The organism is Staphylococcus piscifermentans (assembly GCF_900186985.1).
Lineage (GTDB): Bacteria > Bacillota > Bacilli > Staphylococcales > Staphylococcaceae > Staphylococcus > Staphylococcus piscifermentans.
The window spans coordinates 2,377,891-2,394,622 of record NZ_LT906447.1; the positions used below are offsets into that span (position 1 = coordinate 2,377,891).

Below are 16,732 nucleotides of genomic sequence, written 5' to 3' on the forward strand. Positions count from 1 at the left end.
TCGATACATTATACCCTGTGAGGCGAGTTTTTGAACGTATTTTGCGGTTTATTTTTTAATTTTTAAAGCTTGTGCCAATAAAGTCACCCATGACGCAATAAAGAGAACACCGCCGATTGGAGTGATTGCGCCTAATGGTTTGATTTGTGTTAATGATAATACGTAAAGTGAGCCGCTGAAGATGACAATTCCGCCGAACATCATCCATCCTGCTGCTTTCAAATTCATTTTTGTTGTACCACTTAAGATACCGATGCCGATTAAGCCTAAGCTGTGGTACATTTCGTATTGTGTGGCTTTTTGCCAAACATCTATATAGTGTTCTGATAATTTGCCTTCTAAAGCGTGGGCACCGAATGCGCCTGTTGCAACTGAAAGTGCTGCAGCTCCTGCACCTAATGCTAGAAATGTTTTCATTGATTTAAGATTCATTCTGAAAATCTCCTTTATAAAAATAATAAAATTTGTGAGTGGCGTTTATTTGCTGACTGCAACTTCGTTATAATCTGTGATTAACTAAAAATCAAAGATGGAATCTCCGTTGCCAAGTTCATCATCAGTTACCATTTTATTGGAATTGCCAGGTGGTGTCGATGTATTTGATGTGTTCACTTTACCGCCCATTGCTTCGATTTCTGCAGCTGACACCTTAGTTTGTGCAGTACTGGTTGTGCTCGACATAGAGGCTCCTGCCGTTTGGTTAGATGTATATTGCTGTGCTATTGGTCTGCTCTGTTTATATTGAGAAGCTGGCGCACTGTCTGTATACAGCGCTGTCAGTGTGTGAATGGCATACATGTGTTTTTGAAAATCCGTTTCGCTGCCTGCCTCATCTGCCTGCACGAGTTCTTGCTCAATCAACGCAATAATTTTATCTTTATCCACGCTGCGCCTCCTCTCCGCACCAATCGATCGGTGTTTCGCCGATTTTTTCTAAATATGCATTCGCTTTAGAATATGGCTTAGAGCCGAAGAAACCGCGATAAGCTGATAAGGGACTTGGATGTACAGATTTAATCACTGCATGTTTTGATGTATCAATCAGTCTTTCCTTTTGTTGCGCAGGTTTGCCCCATAAAATGAAAACGACATGGTCACGATACTCAGAAACCGCTTTGATAATCTCGTCTGTAAAAACTTCCCAGCCAATATTACGGTGTGAGGCCGCTTCGCCTTTACGTACAGTTAAAACGGTGTTTAAGAGCAAGACGCCTTCTCTGGCCCAGTCTTGCAAATGCGATACCGTACGTCTGCATCCGATATCGTCTTCTAATTCCTTATACATGTTGCGTAAAGATGGCGGGAATTTTCCTTCTGGCTGCACTGAAAAAGCTAAACCATGAGCTTGTTTCGGGCCATGATAAGGATCTTGACCGATAATAACGACTTTCACTTTGTCGAAGGATGTTAAATCGAAGGCTTGATATATATTTTCTTTATCTGGATAAACCGTTTTAGTTGAATATTCTTTGTCTAAAAAATCATGCATTGCTTTAAAATCGTGTCGACTTGTAATGTCATGAAACACTTCTGACCAGTTCATGGAATCACCTCATCGTTATCATAACATAGGACATAAAGATTTGAGCACTCTTAGGGGTGCACCGCTTTCTGAAGCTTTCTTTCCTGAAAGGTGGGTTTGGGTGCAAGAAGATGTTTCTTGTGATTTAAACGTGATAAAATAGTTGTAAAGAAGTTCGTGAAGGAGTGTATGATTTATGGCTTTGAAAAAGGTTTTAACGATTGCTGGCTCTGATACAAGTGCAGGGGCTGGTATGCAAGCAGATTTGAAAACGTTCCAAGAGTTGGATACGTACGGCATGGTCGCTTTGGCGGCGGTGGTAACGATGGATCCGAAGACTTGGTCGCATGATGTGACTCCGCTTCCGTTTGAGTTGTTCAACAAGCAATTGGAAACGGCGATTTCTATCGGACCGGATGCTGTCAAAACGGGTATGTTAGGTTCTGAAGAAATTATTAAACGTGCAGGTGAAGCGTTTACTGAATCTGGCGCGAAATATTTTGTGGTGGACCCGGTAATGGTCTGCAAAGGTGAAGATGAAGTATTAAATCCTGGCAATACAGATGCAATGATTAAATATTTATTACCGAAAGCAACTGTTACAACACCAAACTTGTTTGAAGCGGGTCAATTGTCTGGTTTAGGTACTTTGAAATCGATTGATGACATGAAAAAAGCAGCGAAAATCATTTATGATCAAGGTGCTGAAAATGTAGTCATTAAAGGTGGCAAAGCGTTGGATCAAGAGAAATCTTATGACTTGTACTATGACGGCGACAAATACTACCAATTAACTACTGATATGTTCCAACAAAGTTATAATCACGGTGCGGGCTGTACGTTCGCAGCTGCGACAACTGCTAATTTGGCAAATGGCCAATCTCCTAAAGATGCAGTGGTTAATGCGAAGGCCTTTGTGGCTTCTGCGATTAAACATGGTTGGAAAATGAATGACTTCGTCGGTCCTGTGGATCACGGTGCCTATAACCGTATCGAAAAAATCGACGTGGATGTTAAAGAAGTATAATTTTGAGTGAATGGAATAGAGGCTGAGGCATTGTCGAATGTCTCAGCTTTTTTGTGTGGGATGAGTTAAATATTGGTAGTTTTAGGGTTAGAGGTCGTTTGGTGAGAGCAAACTGTTGAGGCTCGGACTCGCCGCCTATACAGTTTCGCCTCTAACTGTCGAGGCTCGCCATCCTTGCCTATACAGTTTTCCGAGCCACCCTACTCATTAAAGGTTCAAATCTCTTTTATTCCCTTTATCCATTGTTCTACATTTCACAGTATTAACCACTTTCCAAGTTTTCATCCGAACAACTTTTTCAGAAATTGCAACTTTTACCTTCTCGGTAATTAGTCGGAGTAAAAGTTGATACTCAGGACTCATGTTTTTAGAAGAGAAATTGAATACAATAATGAGTGTAGAGGGAGCGACTGTAATGTAAATCCGAGGCAATCCTAAATACAGATTTCTAATGGTAATCGTTACACCTTTCTGCCCACCCTAAATGTCAGAGCTCCCTCTCAATCCATAATGCATCAAAATCGCGTATAACCTCCTAAATAGACGTAAATTTCATATCCTGAACGAAACATGAAATGCGATTGCATTAATAATCTAATCATTGAATTTAATTTGGTCGTAAGTTGTATTTCCCCTGATATAACTTGCAGACTCACCCTAAAATAGAGCACCCTGTCACGGGCGAGATTGTCCCTCTCACCCGTTGCCTGATTTGTCCCTTCAGGTTTGACAGCGGTGCTTTATTTATTTTTTGGGTCAAAAGAAAACACGGAGAGTCCATATCATTGAAAACTCCCCGTGCCTCTATCTTTCTAATTAATTGATGCCTTTCATATCAATACCTGTATCTTTTTCACGTTTTTTCTTTTCTTGAACCCACCATAATGATTCTTTAGGGTTATTGGCTGCTTTTTCAAAATCTGCCTCAGTATCAACGTTCGGATATGATCCTTTTAAAGACTTGCTGGCTGTATTAGTATGCATAAAGAGTATAACCAAGAAACCAATGATACTGATGGCTGTAAGATAAAACGCCGGCATTAATGGATTACCTGTTTTTGCCACAAGTGCAGTGGCGATAAGTGGTGTAGTACCACCGAATATAGAAACGGAAATATTAAAGGTAATTGCTAATGTACGATAACGTATGTGTGTGAAGAAAATTGTCGGCAACGTGCCTGGCATTGTTCCTTCGTAAGTCGCTAGGAAAATACCTAAGATTAAAATTCCGATAGCGACTGGCAAAATGGCCTTGAAGTTAATCAACCAGAATGCCAAAATACTGAAGAGAATTACACCGCTTAAACCAAATAACATTACTTTCTTATCACCGATTTTATCTGCTGTTTTACCATAGAATAATGCTAGCGGAATCATAATCGCCATAATACAAGTTATCAAGACGGTTACCATACCATTTTTGACGCCGATCACTTCTTCTAAATAAGACGGCAAATATGAGGTTACCATATAGTTCGTTACATTAAAGAATACGACCATTACGAAACAAACGATAATATCTTTGTAATAGAAACGTATGCTTGTCCAAAAACTGATTTTGTCACGTTCATTACCGCTAGATAATTCGTTCTCATAAATCGGCGTTTCTTGTAAATGTGTTCTCAAGTACAATCCGACGAAACCTAAAATCAGACCGAAGAAGAAAGGAATTCTCCAACCCCAAGCGGCCATTTGCGCATCTGATAATGAGAAGAATAAAACACCACATAGTACGGAAGCGGCAATATAACCCGATAAAGTACCGATTTCTAATCCGCTTCCTAATGAATTACGTCGGTTATCAGGTGCCGTTTCAGCTACATACACCATGGCTCCTGCATACTCTCCTCCAGTTGAAAATCCTTGGATGACCCTACCGACTAATAATAGAATAGGTGCCCATACTCCTATTTGCCCATAGGTTGGCAAACAACCGATCAGTACTGTAGAAATAGCCATCATCACAATCGTGATGGTCAATACAATTTTCCGTCCGAATTTATCCCCAATAATACCGAAGACGATGCCTCCGACAGGGCGTAATAAAAATGCAATTGCAAACGTTGCAAATGTAAATACTAATTTTAATTGATCATTTTGAACATCTGAAAAGAAGTTCTTACTAATGATAACAGCCAAATAAGAATAGAGACCGAAGTCGAACCATTCCATAGCGTTACCAATCCCAGTTGCGACCACACTCCTCTTAGCCACACTGGCATCCACGCGATTAATTTTGTTTTTATCAAAACGCATGTACTTTCATCTCCTCTACGTTTAGTGATAAAACATATGTAATTATATACCACTATTCAAAAGTATCAAACAACAACTTTTCAAAAATACAATAATTAACATTTTTAACGATTTTGTAGTTTTCGTGGTTAAATTTACAAATAAGTTGTGATTATAAAAATTTGTGTAAGAGGAGATTGTGTACAATTTTTTGAAGATAATAATAATTTTTTTATAGAAAATTGATTGATAAGAGCTATGACATATTCTGTCGTCCTCTTTGAGAAAAAGTTAAAAAAAGAGCGTAAAGTTCATCATTTTTTATAAAATTTATAATAATTAAAAATAATATACTTAAACTCTAGATAGTAGTATAATAATAAGGTCGCTATTATATATAGCGCAATCCTTCGCAAAGGAGGTGATGCGCTGTGTTTGAAATGTTTCTTTATGCTCTAATTACAACACTATTTTCTACAATAAGTGATTGTATTATTGCATGGTTCACGCATTGGTTAAGCGACAAACATAATAACAAATAATTGACCAACACCTGTAGATACATAGAAATAACCCCATTCATTATCGCACTAATGAGTGGGGTTTGGTGTGTTAAATAATTTTGTGTGTTTGAAATATTATAACTTTATTATACAGAAGACTCCTTTATTATGCAATCGATAACCTTAGAAATTTAATGTGCAGTAGACCCCTTTATTATGCAACCAATAATCACAGATACTCGGCTATAACTTGAAAAATAATTTCAGCTTAGTCAACCATGATTTTATAAATGAAAAAAAACACTCTTGAGACAGAGAGACATAAAATAACTCTTACTTCCGTCTTCTCTCCCAAGAGTGTGATATTTTAGCTTTATTTTCTATATTTTAATTTTGCGAATGCATCATGTTGATGAATAGACTCTTCATTGCGACATTCAATATCAAAGCCTTCTGTCCAATCTAATTCAACTAAATCAGCCGCAATCAAACGAATTAAATCTTCGACAAAGCGCGGGTTTTCGTAAGCGCGTTCTGTTACTCTTTTTTCATCTGGACGTTTTAAAATCGGATATAAAATAGAGCTGGCATTCGCTTCCATAGCGTCTAAAATAATTTCTTTATAATCTGTTGGCAAAGTTGCTGAAGAATCGATGTACATCTTCACAGTAATGACCCCGCGTTGGTTATGTGCGGAATATTCACTGATTTCTTTCGAACATGGACATAATGTAGTAACTGTGGCTTGAATTGTCAATTCTTTACGTGTCACTTGATCGCCTGCTACAGCTAAACCATATGTTACGTCGGCGTTGCCTACCGCTTTCATATTAGTAACTGGGCTATAACGATTGAAGAACCATTTGCCAGATACATCTACGCCTGCTGAACTTTGCTTCATGTGTTTTTCTAAAGTATGCAAAACAGCTTCTAAATTATTAAATGTCAGTTCTAATCCATTGTCATAATGTTTCTCGACACTTTCTAAAATACGGCTCATGTTGATTCCTTTTTCTTCACGAGTCAGACTTGTGGAGAAGGCAAATGTGCCTGCTGTTTGATAATCATCTATCACTACTGGATAAACTAAATTTTTAATTCCTACCTCTTCTATTTCGAATAAAAAATCTTTATGTGTACTTTGTAAGTCGGTCATTTCTTCTTTAACGGTAGGCTTTGTACCTTCTATTGGATCAACAGAACCGAAGTGTTTCCAACGACCTTCACGTGTTGTTAAATCAAATTCACTCATCTGTGTGCGCCTCCACTTATGATTCAAATTTATATGTCCAATAGGCTTCTTGTTCTAAAAAACCTTTGGCTTCGTCTGGTACTTGCGGTTCTGCTAATTGTTGCAAGAACGGACCAGACTGTGATGCATGTGCTTTAAATGCGTTTAATTTCATTTCTTTATAATCGCTGATGTCATTGACTACGTCAGGTTCCCCTAATTCTTCAATAGCATCATTGCTGAATGCGACCAGTTGCAAACGTGGTCGTTCATCTTTCGGCATGCGGCCGACTGTACGGATAACCGCATCTGCAGTGGCTTCATGATCAGGATGTACAGCATATCCTGGATAAAATGAAATAATTAATGAAGGATGAAGCTCTTCAATTAAAGACTGCACCATCCCATCAATTTTTTCATAAGGTTCGAATTCTACTGTTTTATCGCGATACCCCATCTTGCGTAAATCTTTGATGCCAATTGCTTTCGCAGCTTCTTCCAATTCACGTTCACGAATTTCCGGAAGTGATTCTCGTGTCGCAAACGGTGGGTTCCCCAAATTACGGCCCATCTGACCGAGTGTCAAACAAGCATATGTTACAGGCACGCCATTATCGATATAGCGCGCTAATGTTCCTGCTGATGAGAACGTCTCATCGTCAGGATGCGGAAAAATAACGAGTACTTGGCTTTCCTCTGACATGTCACGTCCTCCTTATATTTGGAAAGGAACAGTACTGATTTCTAATGTTGCAGCTAGCTGTCCTTCATAATTAAATCCTGCTAATAAAAATTCATTATTCTCGTTGACTTCATAATGCGTCAAACCTTGCACATAAACCCAGCCATTGTCTTGTAGTTTCAAGCCTACTCTGAACGGATCTTTGCCCCCGCCTTTCAGTTTGGCATGTTCAAAAACTACCTTTATATTTCTTAAAAAAGTACCTGCATTAAAGACGCGTTGATCGAAATGATTCGCATATGCTCCGTTCGTCGTCTCGACATGCAGATAAACCGGCTGGTCTACATACGATTCAAGCAATGCTTGAACTTTCTCGTATTCAATCGGTTCCACTTCATTCACTCCCTTGCGTAAAACGCAACAAATAGAATTAGTTCAGTAATTCATTTATATATTTTACTTCATTATATTCAGTATTTATTAACAGTAACTCTTGCGTTACCGTGACTTGTATCACTTTATTGTACTAAATCTGCGGATATAAATATATCGTCTTGCTCAATTTATTCCGACAATTCAAGTAAGATTTTTCTCTTGCTTTATTCCAGCTCATGCCGTTCATAATTTAGAAACAATATTTTAATTATATAACTGTTCGGCAAGTTTCTAAAGAGGTTAAAGTGATATTTCTGGAATTTTAAAGCGCTTTACTATTTGTTTATGTTTGCCGTCGTTATAATAGGTGTGTATTCAGAGTTGGAACAAACTGAAAGAAACTCTTTTTCACGTTAGAAGACACTCTTATTCAGTTTGCTCCTCTCCCATTACTTTTTTCCCGAAGGAGGATATCATTGAAAGTTATTAATTTAGGTAATCGCCATGATGCGTCGTTTTATACAGCGTGTGAGTTGTTCAACCAGATTGAGCGGAAGCCTGAGAGTAAGTTAGGGTTAGCGACTGGCGGCACTATGGTGGATGTATATACGCATTTCGTCAATTTGTTGAAAATGAATGATGTGGATGTTTCTAAAGTGGAGACGTTCAATTTGGATGAGTATGTCGGGTTATCACAAACGCATCCTGAAAGTTACCATCAGTATATGCAGAATGTCTTGTTCGATCAGTATCCTTTTTTCACGGCGAGCTGTGTGCATGTGCCTGTGGGTGATGCTGAGGATTTAGATGCGGAAGCTGAGCGTTATGAACAACTCGTTCAAGAAAGTGGACCAGCGGATATTCAGATTCTGGGTATTGGCGAAAATGGTCATATCGGTTTTAATGAGCCTGGAACATCTAAGAAGAGCAAAACGCGCGTCGTAGATTTAACTGAAAGTACGATTCGTGCGAATAGCCGTTATTTTGATAATGAAGATGAAGTGCCGAAACAGGCAATTTCTATGGGGCTCTCTACTATTTTGTCTGCGAAACGGATTATCTTGCTGGCTTTTGGTGAGAAAAAGAAAGCGGCTATTACCAAGTTGGCGAGCGGTGTTGAAGATGCTGATGTGCCTGCGACTATTTTATATGAACATCCAAATGTGGAAATTTATGTAGATGATGCAGCGGCGCCGGATGATATGGGGCGCGAGGTCTAGGAAATGCAGCAATATGTGCCGTGTTTGATTTCGCTACTGCGGGGTATATTAGTTATCGTGACTCGTATTAAAAAATTTTAAAATATGAAAGGATGAATTATTTTGGAACTACAATTAGCAATTGATTTATTAAACAAAGAAGAAGCGGCAGAATTAGCTAACAAAGTAAAAGATTATGTTGATATCGTAGAAATCGGTACTCCTATCATATATAACGAAGGCTTGCCATCAGTGCAATACATGGACGAGCATATTGACGGTGTTAAAGTTCTTGCAGACATGAAAATCATGGACGCTGCAGACTATGAAGTCAGCCAAGCAGTTAAATTCGGCGCTGACGTTGTGACTATCTTAGGTGTGGCTGAAGATGCATCAATCAAAGCTGCTATCGAAGAAGCACACAAAAACGATAAACAATTATTAGTCGATATGATTGCTGTGCAAGATATTGAAAAACGCGCAAAAGAATTAGATGAAATGGGTGCTGACTACATTGCGGTACACATCGGTTATGACTTGCAAGCAGAAGGTAAATCTCCTTTAGAAGACTTGCACAAAGTTAAATCTGTTATCAAAAATTCCAAAGTTGCGGTTGCCGGCGGAATCAAACCGGATACTATCAAAGATATCGTAGCTGAAAGACCAGACTTAGTTATCGTCGGCGGCGGTATCGCAAATGCTGACGATCCTGTAGAAGCTGCGAAAACTTGCCGTGACGCAGTTAAGGGTGAATAATCTATGGCCAAACTACAATATCCATTGATTTTGGACGAGTTGAAAACGACTTTATCCAACGTCAAAGATGAAGATGTTGAAAACTTTGAACAGGCTGTCAAAGATGCCAAGCATATTTTCGTAGCCGGCAAAGGCCGCTCAGGCTTTGTCGCAAACGGCTTTACGATGCGTTTGAATCAACTCGAACAACCTGCTTTCATCATCGGAGGCATTACGACGCCTTCGATTCATGAAGGCGACTTGTTCATCGTCATTTCAGGTTCAGGCAGTACGGAACATTTACGCCTGCTTGCTGAAAAAGCTAAAGGTGAAGGCGCTAAAGTAGCCTTGATTACTACTCAACCTGATTCTAAAATCGGTGAGTTAGCTGATACGGTTATCGAATTGCCGGCCGGTACGAAATATGATGCTGAAGGTTCAGAACAGCCGCTCGGCAGTTTGTTTGAACAATCTGCACAACTTTTCTTAGATGCAGTCGTGCTGGACTTCATGCAGGATTTCGATATTGATGAGACGGCAATGCAGGAAAATCATGCGAATTTAGAATAAATTGATATTAATCAGTTGAAGGCTGGGACATGAAAAATGTTCTGGCCTTTTTCTATGGGTAGCTTGAAAGTGTAGAGGCTCCGCTTCACTGCCTAGACAGTTTCGACCCTAAGTGTAGAGGCTCCAACTCGCTGCCTAGACAGTTTCGGCCCTAAGTGTAGAGGCTCCGCTTCGCTGCCTAGACAGTTTCGGCCCTAAGTGTAGAGGCTCCGCTTCGCTGCCTAGACAGTTTCGTCTCTAAGTGTAGAGGCTCCGCTTCACTGCCTAGACAGTTTCAGCCCTAAGTGTAGAGGCTCCGCTTCACTGCCTAGACAGTTTCGGCCCTAAGTGTATAGGCTCCGCTTCACTGCCTAGACAGTTTCTCCCCTAAGTGTATAGGCTCCGCTTCACTGCCTAGACAGTTTCGTAAAAAACACCGCTCACACTACTCTCACATACTCCCTCGCCCCTTCCCTCAAGAAGCACTCTTCTCTTCTTACCTTCTCTCTAAAGCTTTCTTTTCCCAAAAAATTCCAAGAAAAAAAGGACTGGAACATCTAAATGGTTCCAATCCTTGCTTTCTAAGTCGGCAACAGCATTACTCCTGCCCCGCTTCACTATTATTTTAAATGTTCGTATGGACGGCTTTCTGCGAAGGACACGATTTGTTCTACGAATAAACGTGAACGTAATTGGAATTCTTCGTCTTGTAAATAGAAAGTGCCGTCGTCGAGTTTACCGAAATCTGAATCATGCGTAGCGATTTGTGTAGGTACCGCAATACCCAGTAAAGTACGCACGATTAAGCGCAAGTGTGATAATGGTTCTGCACTGACAATGCCACCGCTATTCCCCATTAAACCAACAGGCTTCATTTTGAAATCGTCCATTGTTAAATGATCGAGCGCATTTTTCAAGATACCAGAGTAAGAACCGTGATAGTTCGGCGTACCTAAAATAATAAAGTCCGCTTCACGCGCCTTCTTCTGCAACGCTTCGACATTGCGTTTATATTCATCAGGCGGGTTGCTTGCTCCTGACACATCTAATGTATGAATCGGCTGATCTGCCAAATCAAAGATTTCTGTTTCAACATCTTTCTCTTCTAGTTGTCCTTTTAAGTATTGCGCAAGTGCTTTCGTATGTGAATTCACACGTGCACTTCCTACAATAATTAAGCCTTTCATAATATTTCACCTCATAATATATTTTCAAATTGACTCTCTTCAAGCGGGTGCCTTTACTCCACTAAATGTTCGCACTTTAGCAACTTATCCTTCATGCTTCTGATTTTCTACTAGCATTTTATTGATTGCTTTGCCGACACCACTATGTTCGTTGGTATCCGTGATATCTTTCGCATATTCCTTCACTTCAGGAATCGCATTTTCCATCGCAACTGGATAACCGACACGTTCTAACATCGATACATCATTCATATTGTCGCCGATCGCCATCACATCTTTCATCTCGATGCCCAGCTGTCTCGCAATCTCTTCTAGTGCAATTCCTTTTTGAGCATAAGCATTGGTAATTTCAATATTGCCACGAGCTGACGAGGAAATTGCCAAATTAGAATGTTGCGCTAACTGTTTGCTGACACGTTCAATTTTCTCAACATCCGCATCATAAGCAAGAATCTTCATCACAATTTCACCACGTCGACCAGTGATTTGATCATAATTATCGACCACTTTCAACGTTCCTTGATCGATACGATGCTGGATATGATTGCGAATCTTTTCCACATCCGCTTTCTGACCCGCATGCTCCGCAATATCAATATAAATATCCAAGTCCTTCTGAGGATCCTCCGTATAAATACCGAAATTCGTATACACTTGATAGTACACATCATCTTGGTTCAATACATCCGTGATTTGTTCAATCATCTCTCTATTCAAACTAGAAGTATGCATAATATCAAATGATTCATCACGCACTTCCGCACCATTCAAGCAGATATAAGGCACCTTCAAGCCTGTAGGTTCAATCGGAGAACTCGCTTCATAGAACGCACGTCCAGTCGCGATAACCACAGTAATCCCTTGATCCTGCGCTGCTTTAATCGCTTTAATATTCTCCTCAGAGACCTCATGTCCCGCATTCAATAAAGTACCATCCATATCAGTTGCAATCAATTTAATCATGACTTTACCTCATTTCTATTGTCTTTAACTTGCAGAAATTTATTTTTTTGAAAAAGAAAACTTTGGAAAGCTGAAAAGCAGCCAAAAGTGCCTTTGCAGTTGGGTTGGCCAAATACGCACGCCAGCCTATAGTTCACTTGTTATTCTATCAAATTATCGCCCTATATTTCTATCGTCTGCTTGACTGATTTATTAAAGTTATTTCATCGTTTTACTTAATAAATAATAAGACAATTAAAACAAGGTATATAATCGCTATAAATACATATCGCTGAGTTGTAGGTTGCGGCGTTAATAATTTGCGGTCTGACCAAGTTGTCCAATAGAGTGAAATCAAACCGATGGCTACCAATACTTTCAATACAATATTGGATACAAAAACATTGATGCATGACACAATTACAAGTGCCCCGCAAATCACCATGGTACGTTTAGAAATAGTTTTAAATCCTTGACCCAAAAGTGTAAATACAAATGTGATAACTATAAAGCTGAAAACAATCCAATTCATGATGCATACCCCTCTCAAGATGTGATGTTTTATAAGTTATAACGTTATTTTTTTGTAATGATACCATACAAATTTATTCGTTTTCTGTAGATTTTTTCATTAATTTCTTCTTGTCTCGCAACTGTTTAAAAAAGTTTTTAAGCAATTGGCTGCATTCTGCTTCCAATACCCCACTGACCACTTCAGCACGATGGTTGAAACGCGGTTCTTGCAATAAATCCATCAAGCTGCCGCTGCATCCGCCTTTTGGATCAGCAGCTCCATACACTACACGCGGAATCCGACTCATCACGATAGCACCTGAACACATGACACAAGGTTCCAAAGTCACATATAATGTACAGTCTTCCAAGCGCCAGCTGCCTACTGCTTCAGCAGCCCTCTCGATGGCGATGTGTTCTGCATGTGCGGTCGGCTGCTGTGCCGTTTCTCGTAAATTATGAGCACGCGCAATCACTTCACCATTTTTCACAATTACTGCACCAATTGGCACTTCACCGATACGTTCTGCTTTTGCTGCTTCTTCTAATGCAAATTTCATATAATTTTCATCTGTAGTCATATGTTCTATCTCCCGCCTTGTGATACAATAACTATTGTCTATTTTAACACTTGGAGTGTTGTTTATGAATCAACCTTATATTGCCATAGAAGGTCCTATAGGAGTAGGAAAATCTACTTTGGCGCACTATTTGAGCGACACACTGCACTATCATGAAGCCCAAGAAATTGTGGATGAAAATCCCTTCCTTTCTGATTTCTATGAGGACATCTCAACTTGGAGTTTCCAAACTGAAATGTTCTTTTTATGTAACAGATACAAGCAAGTTCAAGATCTTGAGCAACAGGCTTCTGGTATTGTCAGTGATTATCATATTTTTAAAAATAAAATCTTTGCTCGTCAAACTTTGACAGATACAGAATTCGATAAATTCAGCCGCATCTATAAAATATTAACGGAAGATTTGAGAATGCCGAATGTGGTTATTTTTCTAGATGCTGATTTAGAAGTTCTGAAACAACGTATTGCCAAACGTAATCGTAGTTTCGAACATCAAATTGAAGATGACTATTTATTGAATTTAAAGCAAGCGTATTGGGAATTCTATCAATCCTTAAAAGCACAAGGTAAACAAGCCAAATGGATTGATACTACGGAACTTGATTTCGTTAATCATCCTGATGATTACGCACAGATATTAAACATTGTTCAAGCAATGATAGGAGGCACAACACATGAATAATTACGGTATCCCTCAAGATGCAGTGATTACAATTGCAGGTACCGTAGGCGTCGGCAAGTCTAGTCTGACACGCGCCCTTGCAAAAAAATTAAATTTCCGCACTTCTTTTGAAAATGTGGACCATAACCCTTATTTAGATAAATTCTATGATGACTTCGAACGTTGGAGTTTTCACCTGCAAATTTATTTCTTAGCAGAACGTTTTAAAGAACAAAAGCGCATGTTTGAGTACGGAGGCGGTTTCATACAAGACCGTTCAATTTACGAAGACGTTGATATCTTTGCGAAAATGCATGAAGAACAAGGTACGATGTCTCAAGAAGACTTCAAAACATATTCTCAACTCTTTGACGCGATGGTTATGACACCTTATTTCCCTAAACCAGATGTTTTAGTATATCTAGAGTGTGATTATGATGAAGTCATTGATCGTATCCATCAACGTGGCCGACAAATGGAAATTGATACAGACCCAGAGTATTGGAAGAAATTATTCCGTCGTTATGACGAGTGGATTTATAACTTCAATGCTTGTCCTGTCGTGCGCGTTAACATTAATGAATATGATTTGCATGAAAGTTTAGATACACTTGATCCTGTATTAGATAAAATCGCTAATATTATTAAAATACATCGCGAAGTCGATCCAAGATAGTAATAAAGCAATGAGAAAACACATTTCTCATTGCTTTTTAATTTAGTCTTTTTTAATCTTCTTTAAATACTTTTTCACTTCATCATTCAAACCTTGGTAATATTCATATTTGGTGTTTGGAAACTGTGCTTTCATCTCATTATCTGTACTGTTAGACATGACGAAAGGATGGCCGATATAACTTAAATAAGTTTCATCATTGCCGCTGTCCCCAAATCCTAAGACCTCAGATGCTGGAATATCAAATAAATCCAGCAAATATTTGACTGCGAATAACTTGCCGGCATTCTTCGGTGTAAAGTTCACATCATAAGCATCTTCAGGGTCTCCGGCTAACGGATTCGTCTTATTGAAATGAACTGCATAATCATAAGATGCCGCTTCTTTCTGCAAATTCTCTAACATTTTTATATCTTCGTCTTGATCACCTTGTGAATCAAAATAATATTCGTACAAGGTTTCTTTATCTCGATATTCTCGTTGTGGTTGAAGTTTTACATCATACTTTTGCTCAAAATTCTTAATAATTTCGTCGACTTTTTCTTTAGTGAAAGGTGTTTCTGAGACCGCTTCTTCATATTCTTTGCATTCATGATACTCGCCTTGATCATCTAATTGATACATCTGAGAACATAAATCTGAAAAGATATATTGTGGCTTAAACTTCATCTCAGCTTTTTCCATTTTCTTCAAGATATTCGGAAAAATACTGCCGGATAAGAAAGCCGTAATGACGCCATCTTCTTTCACAGCTTGTCTGAGTGTCTCTTCTAAATCACGTAAATCAGGAATATCTTCTTTTGTCGTCGCATGTTTATAATAAGTTTCGTCAAAGTCAAATAGAATTAAATGATGTTTCATCGTAGCATCCTCCTTTAAAGTGAACTACTCTAAATCATTGCGATAAATCACTGGTTCATAGTCGTCTTCTTCCACAGGTTTGCTGTAATAATCTTCATCTGTTTCTTTCAAACCAAACGCTTCGGCTTTATCCGCTTCACTAGTTCCGATATAACTTTGTCCTTGTGCATCGTAATATAAGTCAAATAAAGTACCGCCATAACGGGCTTCATGCTTCAGTTCATACAATGCGTCGACCTCAGTGCGTTTGACTTCTTTATAATAAAGCGTATGATTCGTATGCTTAGTTGTTTGTGCTTTGAATCCCCATGCTTCAGCCTTTGGATTTTCTGTCACTAATTTTAAATTAGAACCGAAATCGTTCAGTACCCGAAAGATTTCTCCTTGATACTCTGCGTAACGTCCATCTACTATGGTGCGTTGATCTGCCATCTCATTCACCTCTATTTTCAAAAAGAACTGCTTTTAACAGTTATGCGTCTCTTCCGTTTTTCTTTTCCAAAACTTCTACCGCGTCGGGAGCTGACTGCACGACGTAATCAGCGTGCTGCAATTCGTGCTCTTGACCTACTCCAGTCAACACGCCGATTGAAAGACCTAATCCTGCGTTCACTGCAGTTTGAATATCGTTTGGCGAATCTCCTATAATCGCAATTTCGTCTGCTTTTAAATCAGGTGCATGGTCAAAGAGCGGACGCAGCACTTCTGGATTGGGTTTCTCGGCAGCATTGGTTTCGGTCGAAATAATGAAATCAAAGAAGGCCTCTGTGTTTGTGGCTTCAATGAATTGTTCTGTCCCTTTTTTCGTGTCGCTGGTAAGGATGCCGATTTGATAGCCGGCATCTTTGAGTGTGTCTAGTGCATCTGTCATGCCTTCAATCCATTTAATTTCCGGAACGCGGTGGTCTATCAAATATTGACTGGTTTGTCGTGTCCACTCAGATACGTCTTCTCCGGCTAAAGCGTTGAAGTTCTGAATAATTTCATCTAAAGAGCCGCATGCCATGGGAGTTCCCGGCAATACCTGGTCTTGATCTTTATCTACCCCTAAAGTTTTGTATGCATGCTCTGCATTTTCAGGGGAAATATAGCGTTCCACAAATTCATCGACCATTTGAATGCCGACTTTCATCCAACTCATATCAAAGTCAATCAATGTACCGTCTTTATCAAATAATATCCATTTCAATGCCATCTGCTAACACGCTTCTTTCTGTTTTACTTTTATTTCATTTTTATATGTCTACATCTTA

General features: G+C 39.2%; 21 protein-coding genes. 7 read left to right on the forward strand and 14 right to left on the reverse strand.

Annotated elements, in window-relative coordinates; all coding sequences use genetic code 11:
- Positions 1 to 48 precede the first annotated feature (48 nt).
- From CKV71_RS11155 to CKV71_RS11165, 3 genes are all read right to left on the reverse strand, one after another.
- Complete coding sequence (locus CKV71_RS11155; RefSeq protein ID WP_095107333.1) at positions 49 to 417, reverse strand: DUF423 domain-containing protein; 369 nt, start codon at positions 415 to 417, stop codon at positions 49 to 51.
- A gap of 99 nt (positions 418 to 516) precedes the next feature.
- Positions 517 to 885 carry a DUF5327 family protein gene (locus CKV71_RS11160; RefSeq protein WP_095106798.1) on the reverse strand — a complete coding sequence of 123 codons (369 nt, stop codon included), beginning with the start codon at positions 883 to 885 and terminating at the stop codon, positions 517 to 519.
- Positions 878 to 1,543, reverse strand: coding sequence for a uracil-DNA glycosylase (locus CKV71_RS11165; protein WP_095106800.1), 666 nt, complete (start codon positions 1,541 to 1,543; stop codon positions 878 to 880). The genes CKV71_RS11160 and CKV71_RS11165 overlap by 8 nt, the downstream gene beginning before the upstream one ends.
- A 175-nt stretch (positions 1,544 to 1,718) precedes the next feature.
- Between CKV71_RS11165 and thiD the strand changes: the two genes are divergently transcribed.
- Entirely contained in the window at positions 1,719 to 2,549 is an 831-nt protein-coding gene (gene thiD / locus CKV71_RS11170) for a bifunctional hydroxymethylpyrimidine kinase/phosphomethylpyrimidine kinase (protein ID WP_095106801.1), read from the forward strand.
- An 816-nt stretch (positions 2,550 to 3,365) separates the two neighbouring features.
- Here the strand turns inward: thiD and CKV71_RS11180 are convergent.
- Complete coding sequence (locus CKV71_RS11180) at positions 3,366 to 4,805, reverse strand: MFS transporter (protein ID WP_095106803.1); 1,440 nt, start codon at positions 4,803 to 4,805, stop codon at positions 3,366 to 3,368.
- A gap of 419 nt (positions 4,806 to 5,224) precedes the next feature.
- On the opposite strand from CKV71_RS11180, the gene CKV71_RS12440 reads away from it, so the two are divergent.
- Entirely contained in the window at positions 5,225 to 5,326 is a 102-nt protein-coding gene (locus CKV71_RS12440) for a type I toxin-antitoxin system Fst family toxin (RefSeq protein WP_126557841.1), read from the forward strand.
- 334 nt (positions 5,327 to 5,660) lie between these two features.
- Here the strand turns inward: CKV71_RS12440 and folE2 are convergent, their stop codons facing one another.
- The 3 genes from folE2 to CKV71_RS11195 are packed head-to-tail and all read right to left on the reverse strand — an operon-like array spanning position 5,661 to position 7,593.
- A complete protein-coding gene (gene folE2 / locus CKV71_RS11185; protein ID WP_095106805.1) occupies positions 5,661 to 6,539 on the reverse strand; it encodes a GTP cyclohydrolase FolE2 in 879 nt (292 codons plus the stop codon).
- A gap of 16 nt (positions 6,540 to 6,555) precedes the next feature.
- Complete coding sequence (bshB2, locus tag CKV71_RS11190) at positions 6,556 to 7,221, reverse strand: bacillithiol biosynthesis deacetylase BshB2 (protein ID WP_095106806.1); 666 nt, start codon at positions 7,219 to 7,221, stop codon at positions 6,556 to 6,558.
- Positions 7,222 to 7,233: 12 nt separating this feature from the next.
- On the reverse strand, positions 7,234 to 7,593 hold the full coding sequence (locus tag CKV71_RS11195; protein WP_164711979.1) for a YojF family protein: 360 nt from the start codon (positions 7,591 to 7,593) through the stop codon (positions 7,234 to 7,236).
- 458 nt (positions 7,594 to 8,051) lie between these two features.
- On the opposite strand from CKV71_RS11195, the gene nagB reads away from it, so the two are divergent.
- The 3 genes from nagB (at position 8,052) to hxlB (ending at position 10,079) form a co-directional block, all read left to right on the forward strand.
- Positions 8,052 to 8,795 carry a glucosamine-6-phosphate deaminase gene (gene nagB / locus CKV71_RS11200; protein ID WP_095106810.1) on the forward strand — a complete coding sequence of 248 codons (744 nt, stop codon included), beginning with the start codon at positions 8,052 to 8,054 and terminating at the stop codon, positions 8,793 to 8,795.
- A gap of 102 nt (positions 8,796 to 8,897) precedes the next feature.
- Positions 8,898 to 9,530, forward strand: a complete 633-nt coding sequence (hxlA, locus tag CKV71_RS11205; protein ID WP_095106812.1) for a 3-hexulose-6-phosphate synthase — start codon at positions 8,898 to 8,900, stop codon at positions 9,528 to 9,530.
- A gap of 3 nt (positions 9,531 to 9,533) precedes the next feature.
- The gene (gene hxlB / locus CKV71_RS11210) at positions 9,534 to 10,079 is read left to right on the forward strand and encodes a 6-phospho-3-hexuloisomerase (RefSeq protein ID WP_095106814.1); all 546 of its coding nucleotides are present in this window, start codon (positions 9,534 to 9,536) and stop codon (positions 10,077 to 10,079) included.
- A gap of 599 nt (positions 10,080 to 10,678) precedes the next feature.
- On the opposite strand, the gene CKV71_RS11215 is transcribed toward hxlB, so the two are convergent.
- The 4 genes from CKV71_RS11215 to tadA form a co-directional block, all read right to left on the reverse strand.
- Entirely contained in the window at positions 10,679 to 11,245 is a 567-nt protein-coding gene (locus CKV71_RS11215) for an NADPH-dependent FMN reductase (protein ID WP_095106816.1), read from the reverse strand.
- 84 nt (positions 11,246 to 11,329) lie between these two features.
- On the reverse strand, positions 11,330 to 12,208 hold the full coding sequence (locus tag CKV71_RS11220; protein WP_095106817.1) for a Cof-type HAD-IIB family hydrolase: 879 nt from the start codon (positions 12,206 to 12,208) through the stop codon (positions 11,330 to 11,332).
- 211 nt (positions 12,209 to 12,419) lie between these two features.
- The gene (locus CKV71_RS11225) at positions 12,420 to 12,719 is read right to left on the reverse strand and encodes a hypothetical protein (RefSeq protein ID WP_095106819.1); all 300 of its coding nucleotides are present in this window, start codon (positions 12,717 to 12,719) and stop codon (positions 12,420 to 12,422) included.
- A 73-nt stretch (positions 12,720 to 12,792) separates the two neighbouring features.
- Positions 12,793 to 13,281, reverse strand: coding sequence for a tRNA adenosine(34) deaminase TadA (tadA, locus tag CKV71_RS11230; protein WP_095106822.1), 489 nt, complete (start codon positions 13,279 to 13,281; stop codon positions 12,793 to 12,795).
- Positions 13,282 to 13,345: 64 nt separating this feature from the next.
- Here tadA and CKV71_RS11235 point away from each other — a divergent pair, with 64 nt between their 5' ends.
- A complete protein-coding gene (locus tag CKV71_RS11235; RefSeq protein WP_095106825.1) occupies positions 13,346 to 13,963 on the forward strand; it encodes a deoxynucleoside kinase in 618 nt (205 codons plus the stop codon).
- Positions 13,956 to 14,618: a deoxynucleoside kinase gene (locus CKV71_RS11240; protein ID WP_095106829.1), complete on the forward strand. Its 663-nt coding sequence runs from the start codon at positions 13,956 to 13,958 to the stop codon at positions 14,616 to 14,618. Before CKV71_RS11235 ends, CKV71_RS11240 begins: the two co-directional genes overlap by 8 nt.
- A gap of 42 nt (positions 14,619 to 14,660) precedes the next feature.
- Here CKV71_RS11240 and CKV71_RS11245 read toward each other — a convergent pair whose 3' ends face one another.
- From CKV71_RS11245 to CKV71_RS11255, 3 genes are read right to left on the reverse strand one after another with little or no spacing between them, the layout of a single operon-like run.
- Positions 14,661 to 15,479, reverse strand: coding sequence for an HAD-IIB family hydrolase (locus CKV71_RS11245; RefSeq protein ID WP_095106833.1), 819 nt, complete (start codon positions 15,477 to 15,479; stop codon positions 14,661 to 14,663).
- A 24-nt stretch (positions 15,480 to 15,503) separates the two neighbouring features.
- A complete protein-coding gene (locus CKV71_RS11250) occupies positions 15,504 to 15,911 on the reverse strand; it encodes a hypothetical protein (RefSeq protein ID WP_095106837.1) in 408 nt (135 codons plus the stop codon).
- A gap of 40 nt (positions 15,912 to 15,951) precedes the next feature.
- Entirely contained in the window at positions 15,952 to 16,668 is a 717-nt protein-coding gene (locus tag CKV71_RS11255; protein ID WP_095107337.1) for an HAD family hydrolase, read from the reverse strand.
- Positions 16,669 to 16,732: the final 64 nt, after the last annotated feature.